At 57.2% G+C, this 14529-nt stretch carries 15 protein-coding genes and 3 pseudogenes; 5 read left to right on the top strand and 13 right to left on the bottom strand.

Annotated elements, in window-relative coordinates; translation table 11 throughout:
• Window positions 1-46: 46 nt before the first annotated feature.
• From ATY29_RS38480 to ATY29_RS08220, 11 genes and pseudogenes are all read right to left on the bottom strand, one after another.
• Window positions 47-900, bottom strand: a pseudogene (locus tag ATY29_RS38480) (AraC family transcriptional regulator).
• Between the two features lie 225 nt (window positions 901-1125).
• Window positions 1126-1332: pseudogene (locus ATY29_RS37520) on the bottom strand (GNAT family N-acetyltransferase); the annotation flags it as partial.
• A 662-nt stretch (window positions 1333-1994) separates the two neighbouring features.
• On the bottom strand, window positions 1995-3071 hold the full coding sequence (locus tag ATY29_RS08260) for a GlxA family transcriptional regulator (protein ID WP_097535855.1): 1077 nt from the start codon (window positions 3069-3071) through the stop codon (window positions 1995-1997).
• Between the two features lie 6 nt (window positions 3072-3077).
• Window positions 3078-3383: a hypothetical protein gene (locus ATY29_RS08255; protein ID WP_097535853.1), complete on the bottom strand. Its 306-nt coding sequence runs from the start codon at window positions 3381-3383 to the stop codon at window positions 3078-3080.
• 13 nt (window positions 3384-3396) lie between these two features.
• Window positions 3397-4122: a CbtA family protein gene (locus ATY29_RS08250; protein WP_097535851.1), complete on the bottom strand. Its 726-nt coding sequence runs from the start codon at window positions 4120-4122 to the stop codon at window positions 3397-3399.
• Window positions 4123-4133: 11 nt separating this feature from the next.
• A complete protein-coding gene (locus ATY29_RS08245; protein WP_097535849.1) occupies window positions 4134-4322 on the bottom strand; it encodes a CbtB domain-containing protein in 189 nt (62 codons plus the stop codon).
• A gap of 60 nt (window positions 4323-4382) precedes the next feature.
• Complete coding sequence (locus ATY29_RS08240) at window positions 4383-4709, bottom strand: nitrile hydratase accessory protein (RefSeq protein ID WP_097535847.1); 327 nt, start codon at window positions 4707-4709, stop codon at window positions 4383-4385.
• An 11-nt stretch (window positions 4710-4720) separates the two neighbouring features.
• Complete coding sequence (gene nthA, locus ATY29_RS08235; RefSeq protein WP_097535845.1) at window positions 4721-5338, bottom strand: nitrile hydratase subunit alpha; 618 nt, start codon at window positions 5336-5338, stop codon at window positions 4721-4723.
• Window positions 5339-5378: 40 nt separating this feature from the next.
• Entirely contained in the window at window positions 5379-6110 is a 732-nt protein-coding gene (nthB, locus tag ATY29_RS08230; RefSeq protein WP_097535843.1) for a nitrile hydratase subunit beta, read from the bottom strand.
• 26 nt (window positions 6111-6136) lie between these two features.
• Complete coding sequence (locus tag ATY29_RS08225; RefSeq protein ID WP_097535819.1) at window positions 6137-6637, bottom strand: DUF1097 domain-containing protein; 501 nt, start codon at window positions 6635-6637, stop codon at window positions 6137-6139.
• 45 nt (window positions 6638-6682) lie between these two features.
• The gene (locus ATY29_RS08220) at window positions 6683-7657 is read right to left on the bottom strand and encodes a CobW family GTP-binding protein (protein ID WP_097535817.1); all 975 of its coding nucleotides are present in this window, start codon (window positions 7655-7657) and stop codon (window positions 6683-6685) included.
• Between the two features lie 559 nt (window positions 7658-8216).
• Here ATY29_RS08220 and ATY29_RS08215 point away from each other — a divergent pair.
• Window positions 8217-8475: pseudogene (locus tag ATY29_RS08215) on the top strand (DUF4158 domain-containing protein); the annotation flags it as partial.
• A 303-nt stretch (window positions 8476-8778) separates the two neighbouring features.
• On the opposite strand, the gene ATY29_RS08210 reads toward ATY29_RS08215, so the two are convergent.
• A complete protein-coding gene (locus ATY29_RS08210; protein WP_097535815.1) occupies window positions 8779-9390 on the bottom strand; it encodes a TetR/AcrR family transcriptional regulator in 612 nt (203 codons plus the stop codon).
• A 60-nt stretch (window positions 9391-9450) separates the two neighbouring features.
• On the opposite strand from ATY29_RS08210, the gene ATY29_RS08205 reads away from it, so the two are divergent.
• The 3 genes from ATY29_RS08205 to ATY29_RS08195 are packed head-to-tail and all read left to right on the top strand — an operon-like array spanning window position 9451 to window position 12578.
• On the top strand, window positions 9451-10503 hold the full coding sequence (locus tag ATY29_RS08205; RefSeq protein WP_097535813.1) for a saccharopine dehydrogenase: 1053 nt from the start codon (window positions 9451-9453) through the stop codon (window positions 10501-10503).
• Window positions 10504-10518: 15 nt separating this feature from the next.
• A complete protein-coding gene (locus ATY29_RS08200) occupies window positions 10519-11526 on the top strand; it encodes an alpha/beta fold hydrolase (RefSeq protein ID WP_097535811.1) in 1008 nt (335 codons plus the stop codon).
• 20 nt (window positions 11527-11546) lie between these two features.
• On the top strand, window positions 11547-12578 hold the full coding sequence (locus tag ATY29_RS08195) for an ankyrin repeat domain-containing protein (RefSeq protein ID WP_097535809.1): 1032 nt from the start codon (window positions 11547-11549) through the stop codon (window positions 12576-12578).
• A gap of 193 nt (window positions 12579-12771) precedes the next feature.
• Here ATY29_RS08195 and ATY29_RS08190 read toward each other — a convergent pair whose 3' ends face one another.
• On the bottom strand, window positions 12772-13404 hold the full coding sequence (locus tag ATY29_RS08190) for an NmrA family NAD(P)-binding protein (RefSeq protein ID WP_425299304.1): 633 nt from the start codon (window positions 13402-13404) through the stop codon (window positions 12772-12774).
• Window positions 13405-14064: 660 nt separating this feature from the next.
• Here ATY29_RS08190 and ATY29_RS08185 point away from each other — a divergent pair.
• Window positions 14065-14454, top strand: coding sequence for a response regulator (locus tag ATY29_RS08185; protein WP_244597370.1), 390 nt, complete (start codon window positions 14065-14067; stop codon window positions 14452-14454).
• The last annotated feature ends 75 nt before the right edge of the window (window positions 14455-14529 follow it).

Genomic DNA, 14529 nt, shown 5'->3' with positions numbered 1-14529 from the left:
GCAGCCCGACGGCTACCCTCGACCCATTTGCACCTTCCCGATGAGATTACGCGGACTGGACGGTGCGGCCGGCATATTCGTTGTGGAGGCGCTGTTGGTTCAGAGCATCCTGTTTGGGCGCAACGCCAAAGGTTCTCGTATACTCTCGGCTGAACTGCGACCCGCTCTCGTATCCAACTTGTAGGCCGCTTCGGCAACATTGGCGGCCTTCGTGACAATGAGACGGCGCGCCTCCAGCAGGCGTAGCTGCTTCTGGAACTGAAGCGGCGTCATCGAGGTCAATGCCTTGAAATGCTGGTGAAACGACGACGGGCTCATCCGCGCAACATGGGCCAACTGTTCGACGCGCAGAGTTTCCGCGGTTTGTGTGCAACAGGGCTACGGCCCTTACCAACGTTCAATGTTTGTTTCTGGGCAGGCAAGTTTGCAAATCTCGCCGCCATGTGGGCCGCTTAGCAGCCAATAGCAAATCTCGCGAACGATCGAAGGCGCCAGGATCGGTATCGCTTTTGTCGTTGCCAGCAGTCGAACTAGGCGGAGTATGCAATCGGCTAGGGGTTGATCCACTTTTGCGACAAACGCGCAAGGACCGGTCGTGTCGGACTGCGCTGGCGGTGTCTCCATCTGTTCGAGAACCTCGCGGACGGTTGCCACGTCGAAGTCGATCATGACGCCGACATAGGGCGTTGCGGCACTTGCCTCCACGATCCTTCCCGTCGCAGGAACGCCGACACTGACGACCAGGCACTCCATGTTGCGGTAATTGAGATACTCGTCGCCGAACTGCAGTTCCTTCGCCCCTTCCAGCACGACGCATAGCGATGGCCGATAGATGTTTCGCATGGGCATCATCGACTGAAACGAGCGGACGATGTTGAAGCCTTCAATGGCGGTTGGTATCCGAGAGGCGGGTAGCGCTTTTCAGTTCTCGAACAGCAGGTGTGCGATGCCAGTGGGGTCTGCCATGGCGATGTCGCAGTGACCGTCGCAGCGGCCGAGGCGGAGAGGCAAAAAATCGATTCTCGGTAATCCGAGCTGACGATCACAATCGCCGCATTGAACGCGGAGGCACAATCCGTTCAGAAATCGCTTTCCCAATATGAGGAGTCTTCGCGGCTTACGGGATCAGAGGAGACCTTTGGCACGCAAGTCGGCCGCCAAGGTGATGAGCGGCATCACGAGAGTTAGCGGCTTGTCCTTCAGCGGCTCGGCGCCATAGGAAGCGTACCAGTTGGCGGCGCGCTCGCCTTTGGCATCGATGATCAGTAGAAGTCCCCCGCCCTCTCCTGCAAGTCGCAGGCAGCGGAGCGCTGCGGTGGCCAGGAGCTGGCCCGTTCAACCAGCTTTTTCGGCGATGGCGAATCTGTCATCGGCTATCAGCTCTCGGCTAATTTAAAGTAGACGTCCGGCTGATTTTAATTCACGGTACGGCTAAACTCTGCAATTTTAGAGTCGGCACACAACCACTTCCAGTCGAACCATTATGCGATCTTCTTCGCCCAGAACTTGAACAACAACGGCAACAAGCCGGACGCCTCAAAAACCCTCGCAGTGCCAGACCCGTTTACCCGCTATTTCAGTTTCAGTGGCGCAAAAGGTATTTATGGAACTTTTGATCGGCCGGTAAAATCGGCTTGCCGGCCGGAAGGCAAAGCTGTCCGCCCCCGGGGCACAAAGGACGCTAGGCCGAAGAGCTGCTTCGTCCACATGTCGAGACCGCCGACCCCGACGTCGAGCGCGTGAGCTTCGACCGGAGCGGCTTGACGTTGCGCACGCGCTTCAGGGTCCTTGATCTCGACCGGCTCGTGAGCTGGAAGCGCTTCGACGCTGCAGCCTTTCTGAATTCGTACAGTCCCATTGTCGCGGGTGGAAGTGATGATAATCGCGTACGCCCGCGTGTACGAACCAAACCTTTCCAACGTGGGTACGGGGCGCTATATTGTGCTGTCTGGGTCGGTTGGCGTGTGAAGAAATTCAATACCACAGACTCGAACTCAAACCGCTCGCGCTCCTCGCCCGCTGACCGCGCCCGGATGGGAGGTAGCTAACGCTATCTCCATCGCGAGAGCCCTCCGCGGGTGCACTTTAGCATCGCAAATAGGCATGGTTTGCGATGGTTTAGACGATGTCTGGAAACGGCTCCTATAGTCATTCGGACTTACGCCGATGGTTTTGGCGAAGACCCGGCGCATAGCATTCACGTCCGCGAAGCCGCAAGTGGTAGCGATCCTCAAGAGCGGCTGCGTGGTGTCCTGCAGCAGTCGTCTTGCGGCGTCCGTGCGGGCGGCTGCAACGAATTCCGCCGGCGTGAAGCCGAGCTCCTTACGGAAGACCCGAGCGAAGTTCCGGGTGCTCATGCCGACCTCGTGGGCAAGACTCTCGACGTCGAGGTCGCGGTTCAAATTCGACAAAACGTACTCCTGGGCCTTCTGGATCAGGGTCGTCTCCGACATCTGGCCGACGAGATACGCACTGAACTGCGACTGTCCGCCAGGTCTCTTCATGAACATGACCATGTAGCGCGCAACGATCATTGCGGTGTCCTTGCCATGGTCTTCCTCGACGAGCGACAATGCGAGATCGATACCTGCCGTGACGCCGGCAGCCGTTATCAGAGACCCGTCGCGCACGTAGATGGCGTCGGCATCCAGATCGATATTGGGATATTCGTCGCTGAACTTCGCGGCGCATTCCCAATGCGTGGTGACCCTTTTTCCGTCGAGAAGACCGGCGGCGGCGAGCAGGAACACTCCAGTGCAGATCGATCCGAACCGTCTGGCCGTCGGTACTCGACGCTGGAGCCAGGCGATGACGGCTGGGTCGATTTCGAAGAAGGCCGGGTCGCCTGCTACGAGTAGGGTGTCGATATCCTCGTCCTCATCGAAGATTGTCCGATCGGCCATGAACCGCAACTGGCCCGTTCCCGCCACGGAAGGGGCGCCAGTTGACATGATTTGGATATCGTAGGCGTCCATGTCGCCCAATCGTCTTGCCGCCTCCCAGAAGACCTCGGCGGGACCAACGATGTCGAGGGACTGCACGCCGGGTGGCGCGAGGATGACGATTCGCATAGGACTTTAGTCTCCTGGTTTGTCATTCGCCAAATTGGTCATGCAAGATCGCTGCCAGTCCTCGCGCGTCAGGCTGTTTCGGATTTGCCTGCTGTTGAGGTGGAAGTTAAATCCCTCATGCACATCTCCATTGTCGATCTTCGCCTTGGCTGCCGCCTCAAACGCGTCGCTGTTCTGTTCGTAGAACTCGATGCAGTCGTGCCGCTTTGGGGGTTTGAGCAACATTGCGCGGAATGCTCGGCGATGCACGATGCAATTGCCACCATTTCCGGCGGCAAACTGCAGAGCATCGAGGTCGTCCCTCCAGATCATATCGTTTCGTTGCTCACGTCGTGCGTTCGAAGCGGTTGAAGAGTGTCCCGCTCAACGAGCCCAAGAGCGCCCAGAACAAGAGGCTGGTCATGACCGCCGCGGCAACGAATTGATGCTCAAGAGCTTCCGGTGCCAGCGCGTGCATTCCTTCCGGGGCCGCAGGCGCGCCCATCAGATGAGGCGCGGCGATCAGCGCGATGGCAACCAGGGCCGCCCATGGCTCACGCTTGAATGAAATCAATCCGATACCTGCAGCAGTTGCAAGTGCGGTTCCGATCCACCAGAGTTGCCGGTCACCAAGCGGAGCCGAGGGTGTCCCTGGCAGCTCCGGCGGCAGACCCAGCATGGGAGCGATCATGACGCATGCGAACCCTGCCAATCCCCAAAGCAGGCCTTCGCGCCACGTTACCGGTTTTCCGCGCATCGCGATAAGGCCACAAAGCACCAGCGCATATCCAATCGCGGTCAGCATGTTGGCGGCCACCGTGAACGCCATTCGTTCAAACCCGTCTGCGGGTTTCCAGGCGCCTTCTTCGTGATCGTGACCAGCGTCATGGACGTGGGCATCCACCATGGGGGACGTGGTGACCGCCTCGGGCTCCACTTCGCCCGCTTTTTCGTAGACCTCCGCCTTCGCGATCAACTGGCTTGTGCCGGCAAACTGAACCGCGCTTATGGACACACCAACGATAACGCCGGTAAGGGCAGCGGTGAAAACGATGGAGCGAAACAAAGACATTTCAGAGGCCCTCAGTGGCAAGGAAACGCATTGGCATGACGGGTGTCATGCGCTGCGTTGTGGACGATTTCGATATGGGAAAAACCTACGAAGCCGACGATGATCGCGCCAAAGCACAAGGCCATCGCCGCCTGAAGAATTCTGGCCGCGGAGTTCGCTATGACGGGGGTCGAGATGGTTGATGTTACGGATACTGACATTTTTCGTACCTTTCGAGACGGGCGGGGTGCCCTTTGCGAAGTATCTGTTGCTGTTTTTGATCAGGCCGCGAGCACGGCCCGGATCTCTTCGGGATCGATGATGCCAGCCTTGACGACTGCCTTCTCGAGCGCCGCCAGGAACTGGTCGTAGTAGTTCCATGTCGAGCGATCGACAGGATGGGCATCCTCCCAGGCCTTGATCGTCGAGATCAGTTCGTCGCGAAATTCATCCCATTCGAAGACGCCGTTCTTGGCGAGCGCCAGGGCTATTCCGAACGAGGACCGCTCCCACTGCGAACCGAAGCAGAGAGACCCGTTGGCGCGAGGAGGACTATCGGTCTTCCCCATCATCTCAGTGATTGCGAAGTGTTCGAACTGGGTTAGCATCGTCGACGGCCTCACGCGGCCTTGGCGATGGCGACGCCCATCATTGCCTCGGGAGTGACGAGCGCCTCGAGTTCCGCTTCCGTCATTCCTTCTGTGCCAACCGGACGTTCAGGAACGACGAACCAGCGGATCTGCGCACTGGAATCCCACACTTTGATTTCGATGGTTTCGGGGACCTTGAGTCCGAACTCGCCCAGAACAGCGCGTGGTTCTCGGGCGGCGCGGCTGCGAAAGGTGGGATCCTTGTACCAGTAGGGAGGCAGCCCCAGGACCGGCCAGGGATAGCAGGAGCAAAGTGTGCATATGATAAGGTTGTGCACATCCGGCGAGTTCGCGACGGCACGCATATGCTCGCCCTCGGCGCCTGCCATGCCCTCGGGCAGATTGAGTTCGGCGATCGCCGCCGGCGTGTCTGTCACGAGCCGATCCTTGAAGGACGGGTCAACCCAGGCTCGAGCGACGATCTTTGCGCCGTTGAAGGGGCCCATCTTCGTTTCGAAGAAGTCGAGGACCGTGTCGACGGTCTTGTCCGTGATAATGCCCTTTTTGATCAGCAAGGCTTCGAGAGCCTTGACCCGTGCGGCGCTGTAGGCTTCGCGATCCTCGCGATATTGAAAGCGGTCGATCATGTGATGTGTGCTCCTATTGGATGGCGGGCCAAGCCGCCTGTTAGGCAGATGCTGCCGCAGGCGTTTCGACGTAGTGCGAATACAGATCGGCATAGAGACTGAAGTTTTTCTCAGTGTTGCCGGGCCAGAGGTCTGCCGGTTCGAACCGAATGCAGTAGACGGGCATTGCAGCGCCGATCCCGTCTGTCCCCGTATCGCAAAGGTAGACGTAGGCTCCGTCATAGACCGTCTCGACGGTACCGCTCTTGTTGCGGAGAAAGCCCGGTAGTCTACTGTGCTCGATGGAGGGTACGTCCTTGATTGAAACCAAGTCGCCGACTGCGAAATCAAAAGACACATTGGTGTCGCGCTTCGGGCTGTCGCCTTCGACGAGATATTGCACCACCCGGTTGTCAATGGCTGCGTCGCCGACGGCCGGGAGGGACTTCGACGGATTGCGATAATATTCTTCCGTCAACGCGTCGAGTTCTTCCGCGGTGATATATCCTTTGTCGATGAAGTAGCCGGAAATGCCGCCGAGCCATTTTTCGTAATAGCGGAATTTGAAATAATCGAACGGGTTCAGGGATTCGGCACCCTTTCGAAGGTCCGCCCATGTCCAAACAGTCGTGAAATTGGACGGTGTCGGGGGAAGTGACAGTTGTGAGGAAAGCGCCATCATCGCGGTATGGATGCCGAAGATGCGGGTTTCCCAGGTCTCGACGAAAACGCGAGTCTCGGTACTCACAGGGCCTAGACCCTCCAGTCCGCCCAGATAGTGTTGCAGTTTCATAACGTTGTCCTTTCTGCGTTACGGAATTAGGCGGTGACCGGCTTCTTGGCCGCCAGGAGATTGGTGCCCATTTCGGAGAGCAACCCGAAGACGCCCCCCAGCAGCATGGCGGCCATCGCGACGAGTGTTGGATGATTGATGCCGGAGGCCACAACGGTGGTGTTGGTGGCAGCCGTCGTGCCAACAAAGGAGGCGAAGCCAAAGACGATTGCTGGTGTGAAGCTCAGTATCGGAATGGAGGAAGCAAGTACCATTGCCGACGTGCCGAGGCCGACGAGGACGGAAGCGAAGATTGGATAGGCTGGTCCGAACTGGATGATCAGGAGCGTGATCGTGGCGATGATGATGCCCGTCCCGTTCGAAACAATGCTTTTGATCAGTCCGCGCTGGCCACCGCCGCAAGCGAAGAAGGAAGCCCAGGCGATGAACGTCACCCAGACGGGAACGGGAAATACGGTTGCAGTAATGTAGGTGTCGATCGCGCCCAGGACGCCAAGGCTGATCATTGCGGCAACGAGAGGGGGCATGGTTGTTCTCCTTGAGGGACAGGTGGCATTTCCGGAATGAAGGGGTCAGGAAGCAAGCGCATGAGGTTCGGCAAGGCAGCTTCTGAAGCCCTCGCGCAAGCCGCCTTCGTCGAGATTGCGACCGATAAGGACCATGTCGCTAACGCGAGTCTCGAAGGGCTGCCACACCTTGCCTGGGCGTCCTTCCAGGGTCATATGGACGCCATGGAAGACGTATCGCCTCGCCTCGCCTGCGAAGTTCAACACGCCCTTCATGCGAAAAAGATCGGTACCGATCTCTTGGACAAGTTGGGTGAGCCAACGATTGAGGGCGTCCGGGTCGAGAGCCTCGTAGTCGCGGATGGCGACGCAACCGATCGTCTGATCGTGCTCGTGGTCATGTTCGTCCAGAATGTTCGGATCGATCGCCAGAATGTTCTTGAGATCGAAGGCGCCGATCCCCAGAACGTCGGCCAGTTCCACGTTGCAGGAACTTGTGCGGATGATCCGGGCCAACGGGTTGCGTCTTGACAGGTCCTGTTCGATTTCGATCAAACGGTATTCGTCTTCAAGATCGATCTTGTTGAGCAAGAGGACGTCGGCGAAACTAATCTGCTCGACCGCCTCCTCCTGCGAGAGCTGGCGCGATATGTGACGCGCGTCGACGACTGTCACAATCGCATCGAGCTCAAGCCTTGCCGATAGAACCTCGTCGAGGATGAACGACTGTATGACCGGGGCGGGGTCGGCGAGCCCTGACGTCTCGATTATGAAACGGTCGATTGGCCGTCCAGATGCGAGCAGGCTGCGGATGGCGGCGATAAGATCGTCACGGACCGTGCAGCAAATGCAACCATTGTTGAGTTCGACGATTTCATCCTTGGTCTGAACGACGAGCTGTCCATCTATCCCGACCTCCCCATACTCATTGACGATGACGGCGACACGCTCGGCGCTTCCCAAAGTCAAGATCCGGTTCAGCAGGGTAGTTTTTCCCGCGCCCAAAAACCCCGTCAGGATTGTTGTTCTCAACTTCGACATTGCCGCTTGCTCCGTGTTTGCATAGCTTCGCCGTCCCGCTTAACGCGAGTTTGATCTCAGCCAATTCTCGATCTAGAGGTACTATTACTGGCGAGCCGCTAGGCTTGCTTGACCTGCATTACAGGTAAAACCGGTCAATTGCGCAATAGGGCCGAGGCATGCATATCCGGCCAAAATAACAGCAGAAACCGCCAAAATTTCGCATTTTACCGCTACTGCTGCTTAAATAAACTGCATGCTTAAAAAGGAGGCATATCGTGATTTTATTGTAGTCAATTTTAATGAGATCCCGTTTTGGCTTGGAATGGGCAGTTCCATCTCGGTGAACACAGACATTAGGGCCGCAACCTATGTCCGCGTTCCGTCGACCGTCTTGCGTCAGCCACGGCACGTCATCCCAGCGCGATAGTGCCCGCAGAGCATCTCGCGCGCTCTTTTTCACGTTCGAGATGAGTTACGGACCGTCTGCGGGCAAGGCTCAAGTTCGCGCGTCGATACGGCGACGCAGCCCGATCCTCAGACAACGGCCGTCAAGGGTCCATCAGCTCGTGGACGAGGATCATTGGCGGATCGCCTGGAGATCGAACTGCCGAGACGTAATTCACAATCGGCTCGGCTTTGCCATACAGCTATGTCTAATGCGATACCCGGGTCGAGTGCTTGGAGCAGAAGAAACTCCGCCTCGCGCCATGCTGAAGTATGTTGCTGATCAGATCGGCGCCGCTCCAGACGAATTTGCCCTCTATGCACGCCGTGAAGAAACTCGTCGGGATCATATGGCGCGGCTGATGATCTATCTGGATACGAGAAGCGCGACGCTATGGGGTAGCTTCCAGGTGCAAACCGGAGAAAATCCATCATTTCAGATCTGCTAAACGGGGTTCTTCACGGACGACTTTTGACAGCTGGTTTTTAGTTTCATGTTCTCCAGCCTCCACAGAACCCTATCTTGCTCTACTGTGACTCCAGTTCGATTAAATCAACTTGAGGCTATCCGACAATGTGAGGTGACGTTTTTGTGCCAAAACAGATCAAACCAACGAACGGGGCGATTGTTTACTCCGTCGGATGCTCCTCCCATCAACCTGATACCCCTCGGCCGTGTTGAGCGGCACCTCTTCTTATACCTTCCCCCGGGCCACAGCTCCAATAAGAACCGAAAACACCTCCTCTGCCTCAGAAGCGGAGCAATTCCCGCGTGTAACGGCGCTTGTCAACGCGTCTCCTGACGCAACCAATGCCGCGCAGGCCAATGCCAACGATTCCAGCCGAAAGCTTGAGTGAGGTCGTAGAACCTCCACGAACATCTCGATCACAGCGTCGACTAACTCTTGATAGACAGCCGCCTTTTCCTCGCTTCCAGCAAGCGCCGACCCAACAGCATGAAATTCGTCACCTTGGTCGGCGCCGCAGGCCAGGTAGGTTTTTGCCAAAGCCGACACGGTCTCGTTTGCCGTTCGGTTCCCTTGAGCCATTAGCGAGCGAAAGGCGGAGATGCGTTCGGTGTCTATCCATCGATAGAGCTCAATCAAGAGTCCTGTTCTCGTTTCGAAGTGCTCGTACGTGACGGGCTTTGAAACCCCCGCTCGCGCCGCGAGGTGCGCCAGGGTGAGCTTATCTGCGCCCTCTTCCCGGACGACAAGCCGCGCCGTTTCGAGGAGCTGCTGACGCCGTTCTGATTTTGATAGGCGGCCCACGCTCCTGTTATCCACGGTGCTTTTAGTTTTTTCCACTTGCGTACCTACGTTTAGTAACTTACGTTTCGTAGGTGTCAGTTAAGCATAGGTGTCGTGATGTTACAAGCTTTAGGAAAACCCCAAGATCCCATACTGATCATCGGCGGCGCCGGTGAAGTTGGGCGCTGGGTCACTCGCTTCTTGCGTAAGTGGCATCCCGACCTTCCTTTGTTGATTGGAGGCAGGAACGAGCAACGCGCGAAACAAGCGGCTGCAGCAGTAGATGGCGCATCTGCGGTGACGGTCGATTTGACCACTCCCGATTTGGGCATAGGCGAACCGCGTGTCTCGGCCGTTGCAACGCTTTTCACCGATGAGACGGGGGCAGCTCTTCGCTGGGCGCAGCAAAAGCGCGCCGGGCATATCAACATCTCTCCAAGCATCAGCGAACTGGGCTTGGAGGCTGCGACATTCATGCACAAACCTGCCGCCGCGCCCGTCGTCCTTGGTACGGAATGGTTGGTTGGAGCGGCGAGCGTGCCATCCTTAATCTTTGCCCAAAAATTCGGTCGTCTGGAGCGAATTCACATCGAGGCGATCCTCGATGAGAAAGACGCGTTTGGACCCGCAGCAAATGCCGACTTTGAGCGCCAGATGTATGCGGGCGCTGCGGCTCTCTTCAGACGGTCTGGCGCATGGCGTTGGTGCAGCGGTGACGAAACCAGGTCTACGGTGCGGGCGGTAGATCGCACGGAGATCGAGGCCAACATGTTTTCACCGAACGACGTCTTGTTGCTGGCAAACGCAACCGGCGCACCAGACGTCCGGTTTGACTTAGCGATTGGGGCAAGCTCGACGCGCCGTAAAGGCGGACCGGTATCGACTGAAATCATTGTCAATCTTTCGGGCCTGGATCACGCCGGGCAGCAACTTCGGGAACGTCACGCGATCGTTCACCCCGGTGGGCAGATGCCGCTAACGGGTCTGGGTGTCGCGCTCGTTCTTGAACGCCTGGCTGGTCTCGCAGGCGATACGCCTCGACCGGGCCTCTACTTCCCAGCCCAGCTCATCGACCACTCCACATACTTTGAGCGGCTGCGCGCCTCAGGTGGTGAAGTCATTGAATTGGAGCCGATCCAACACGCGCCGCAAGTCTCAAATCAAGCATAGCCTGGAGCAAAAAAAATGAGTCCCCCTAATGAAGTATCAGCCGCCCCGGATCATCCCCTACACCATTCGCAAGTGGCCAACGGCGCCTCTTTCCATGTCGTTGAACAAGGCCGTGGTCCAGTCGTTCTTTTCTTGCACGGCTTTCCGGACACAGTCGAAACGTGGCGTAGCCAGATGCAAGTTGTCGCGGAAAACGGGTACCGTGCGATTGCGCTCGACATGAGGGGTTTTGGCAACAGCTATTCCCCGGACGATCCAGCACTTTATAGCGGAGCCTTAATCGTTGGCGACCTGATTGGCATCCTCGATGCATTGCACGTACCTTCCGCAACGATCGTATCGCATGATTGGGGCGCGGACCACGGACAACGGGCAATGGTCATGCGACCAGATCGTTTCAACGGGATCATAACGCTCGGCATACCGTTCCTGCCGCGTGGCGAGTTGAGTACGTGGGACTTGCTACGCAGTCGCGGTCTCGGCGATCTCTATTATGCTTTCGACATGATGAAGCCGGAGACGGATGACCGGATTCGTGATGCCAGCAAGACTATTCCCAGTGCACTTTATTGGCTGTCGGGCGAGCCCGCCGAAGGAACCGGCTGGGATCCCATCGACGCAAAGCGGAATATGTTTCGGCCTGCCCCTGAAGTGCTGCCGAGCTGGGCCGATCCAGCCTATGTGAAGCACAACATCGAAACGTTCCAGCGTACGGGATTCAGAGGCGGTCTGAACCAGTACCGTGGGGTGCAGGCGACGTTTGAGCATCTCGCTGCCTACAAAGATGTGCTTATCAAGCAGCCATCGCTTTATATTTGGGGCGATGCAGATGGGTTGTGCCGACTGTTCCACCCGGTCCCACCGACCGTGGAAGAGATGCGCGAGACAGCGCCCGGGCTCGTCGATGTCGTGCGCCTGGAAGGTGTAGGTCACTGGCCCCATCATGAGGCCCGCGAACGCGTAAATGCCGAAATCATCAAATTCCTGAACGGCCTCAACGCCACCGTTTCAGCAACTGTCTAACCGATCAAGGAACATAAACGATGCTACTTTCTCACGCTATTCGTACAGGTGATCTTGCTTCAGTCGAAGGAGCGATCGACGCCGGGGCAGATGTTAATGCTAGAGGCCCCGACGGTCTCACGCCGTTGATGGTCGCGTCTGCGCTTGGGCAGGCACAAGCTGTTGCTTTGCTCCTTACTGCCGGCGCCGACGTACTGGCGGCGGAACCTCGAATGGGAGCAACGGCAATCCACAAGGCGGCACAGTCCGGCAGCGCCGACATAATCGGGATTCTCCTCGACCACGGTGCCTTCATCGATCAGCAATCGCCAGTTCTTGGTAACACCGCTTTGATGGACGCCGTGCTCCACAAGCACGAAGCTGTCGTGCGGGTTTTGCTGTCTCGGCGCGCTCGGACCACTATAAGGAATTACTGGCAACAGACAGCGCTCGAAATCGCCAGGCATGACGACCTGAAAGCAATCGCAACGCTTATTGAGGAACGAGATCAGGCCGATGAAAAGCACATTGCCAGCTTGTCGATCGTCTCATCAGTAAAGGCCGGAAATATTGAGGAGGTGAAGCGGCTGATTGCAGATGGCGCTGATTTTGAGGTTCGGGTGCCAATAACCGGGACGTTCGATGACGACTACACGCCTCTCGGTCTCGCAGTTCGCGAAGGTCATGCCGAAATAGTGCGCGTACTGCTGGATTCTGGCGCAGATCCTCGCCGTACGATCGGTCTCATGCGTGGTTCGCCACTTCACGATGCTGCCTACTTCGGAAAGGCGGATCACATCGATATTTTGACCTCATCAACAAAGCAGGGTGATACTCAGGTTGAGCTTGATGCGCAGGGTCCTTATAATGGTTTGACCGCTTTGCACGATGCTGTGTGGCATGGATACGTAGATGCCGTTGCGTCCCTGGTACGCGCTGGTGCTCGCCGTGATTTGAAAACTCATTCGGGCCTGACACCACTAAGCCTCGCTACTCTCTACGGCTATGACCGGATCATTAAAATCCTGAGCAGCGACAGTCAGCAAGCTGGATCCCAACCAGAAGTCCTCTGACTTAACTCGTTGAGCTTATACGGGCGCTGCTATGGAAGATGAAGACTGATCCGTAGCGCCGTGGTGCTATCTCGGTTTGATGGCCATGCTGCGCATCGCGGTCATATAGCTACCGCAAATAACGATTTGCGGTAGCATCCAGCAAGGACTCCAGATTGCTGGGAGGGTTCAAAAAAACCAGCTTGGCATCCAGCTAGTCCCCGGCGGTCCACATGGAAAACGTCTCTCGTTCGTCTCCCGCTCTGGCCGCCTCCAGGTAACGCGGCTTCCAAACGTCACCAATGAATGCCTCCATCGTCGTGGGCAATTTCGGACGATCCTCGTGCTCCCCATGGAACCTTACGATGCCATTGTTCAAAGCGTCGGCACTCTGGGTGTCGTCCTGCCATTTCTCCACCGTCCCGAACCGCGCCAGAAATTCAGCTTCCACGTCCTTGCGGGTCGTCTCGATGTATCGGTACTCCACCGGCTTGCCGATTTCCTTGCCAATGATCGCGGCCAGTTCGTTCATCGAGACATCTTCAGAGCCTACTTCGCGATAGACGCGGTGTCTGCCCGTCGGATTGGTCAGTTCCTTCGCTGCCAGCCACGCGATGTCATCGGTCGCCACCCAGGGCATCTTCAAATCAGGTTTGCAACTGCCTTGCAGGAAGACTGCCTTGCCAAGGGCTACAGTCTGGAAGATCTGGCGATCACGACTGGCCTGACGGCCGACGAAATCGAGGCGGCCGAGCGCGGCGACAAATGCCGACCAACAACCTCGAGCGGATCGAGCACGCTGAAGTAAAACCCGGCGCTTGCCTGCCGCTCGCAAGCGGCGCGGCAAAAGGCAGGTGTCGGCTCAATGAGCCACCAAAGGACGACTTCGAGATCGCCGTCGGGGTTCGATCTCGTTAAATGAAAGGATGCCTTACTCGCCGCCGATCGTGAAGAGGGTGACGGGACCATCATGCCGCGGGCGCGCGCCGCGGGCGAAAAAGCCTGCCGCGGGAGGAGTTGCGGCAGGCTTTCTTAATGAAAGAACAGCGACTGGGAGGAGGAGTGCCGCCGTTCCCTCAGACGCCCCTTGGGAGTGAGGAGTGAGCCGCCTGGACTCGAAGCTCTGCGGGTGAAAGTGCATTGTTTCGATGAGGTCATCGAACTCCGGCCGCGATCGGCCGCAAGATTCATGCTGCGGGTACAGCTATGCGCCGGAGGCATTGCTTCCTCAGAAGGCGCCAAAAGAGTAGCCAATTTCCCGCCCAACAACGGGGATGAAAACTATTCTCTCTTGGCTTCATCTGGAGGAATTGCAGTTTCAACGTTCTCGTTCTGAGACCGGGCATACATCCAGCCGAAACCGACTGCTCTTGGCCTGGAACGAGACATCGTGTGTGCCACCGGCGAATATCTTGTTGCTGCGCCGCAACATTGATGATTTGATGCTTCTCATCGCTAAACTCTTTGCTGGGTAGTCAAGTTGTTAGACGGCCATGCTCAAAAACACGTGATCCTGATTGTCGAAGAGAACCGGATCCTTCGCGCGGAAGCGGTCGTTGCGTGCAAAGGATCTGGCTACGCGACAGTCGAGGCGTCCGGTGGCGCAGATGCGTTGGAGATCCTGGAAAAGCGAGACGACATCAGTCTCGTGTTCACCTCCGTTAATATGAAAGGCGCAATAGATGGTGTGCAACTCGCGGTCCGCGTTCATGCAAAATGGCCAAAGCTAGCGATTGTTATGACGTCCGGGATCGTAAATCTGCGACAGTCGTTGCTACCCCACCGCTTTAGATTTGTCAGGAAGCCGTACGCTACCAAGCCCCTAATGACATGCTTCAAGGTGCTCATCGAATCCGAACATCGAGAAGAAGTCTCCTCGCCACAATGGAGTTCGTAGGGCGGGAACACTTTGCGAGTGCCGTCTGAGATAGGCTGAAAATCTGGCGGCCGGGGAATCATATGAAACTTCAGA

The sequence above is a fragment of the Rhizobium hidalgonense genome, assembly GCF_002914525.1.
Taxonomy (GTDB): domain Bacteria; phylum Pseudomonadota; class Alphaproteobacteria; order Rhizobiales; family Rhizobiaceae; genus Rhizobium; species Rhizobium hidalgonense.
The sequence above is the reverse complement of the archived record's forward strand: the minus strand, read 5'-3'. Positions and strand labels throughout refer to the sequence as shown.

Coding starts and splice junctions, on each gene's coding strand:
- ATY29_RS08255 (WP_097535853.1), bottom strand. CDS start 3,383: ATGATCTGGAGGGACGACCTCGATGCTCTGCAGTTTGCCGCCGGAAAT.
- ATY29_RS08245 (WP_097535849.1), bottom strand. CDS start 4,322: ATGTCAGTATCCGTAACATCAACCATCTCGACCCCCGTCATAGCGAAC.
- nthB (WP_097535843.1), bottom strand. CDS start 6,110: ATGAAACTGCAACACTATCTGGGCGGACTGGAGGGTCTAGGCCCTGTG.
- ATY29_RS08195 (WP_097535809.1), top strand. CDS start 11,547: ATGCTACTTTCTCACGCTATTCGTACAGGTGATCTTGCTTCAGTCGAA.
- ATY29_RS08200 (WP_097535811.1), top strand. CDS start 10,519: ATGAGTCCCCCTAATGAAGTATCAGCCGCCCCGGATCATCCCCTACAC.
- ATY29_RS08225 (WP_097535819.1), bottom strand. CDS start 6,637: ATGCCCCCTCTCGTTGCCGCAATGATCAGCCTTGGCGTCCTGGGCGCG.
- ATY29_RS08220 (WP_097535817.1), bottom strand. CDS start 7,657: ATGTCGAAGTTGAGAACAACAATCCTGACGGGGTTTTTGGGCGCGGGA.
- ATY29_RS08205 (WP_097535813.1), top strand. CDS start 9,451: ATGTTACAAGCTTTAGGAAAACCCCAAGATCCCATACTGATCATCGGC.
- nthA (WP_097535845.1), bottom strand. CDS start 5,338: ATGATCGACCGCTTTCAATATCGCGAGGATCGCGAAGCCTACAGCGCC.
- ATY29_RS08250 (WP_097535851.1), bottom strand. CDS start 4,122: ATGTCTTTGTTTCGCTCCATCGTTTTCACCGCTGCCCTTACCGGCGTT.
- ATY29_RS08240 (WP_097535847.1), bottom strand. CDS start 4,709: ATGCTAACCCAGTTCGAACACTTCGCAATCACTGAGATGATGGGGAAG.
- ATY29_RS08260 (WP_097535855.1), bottom strand. CDS start 3,071: ATGCGAATCGTCATCCTCGCGCCACCCGGCGTGCAGTCCCTCGACATC.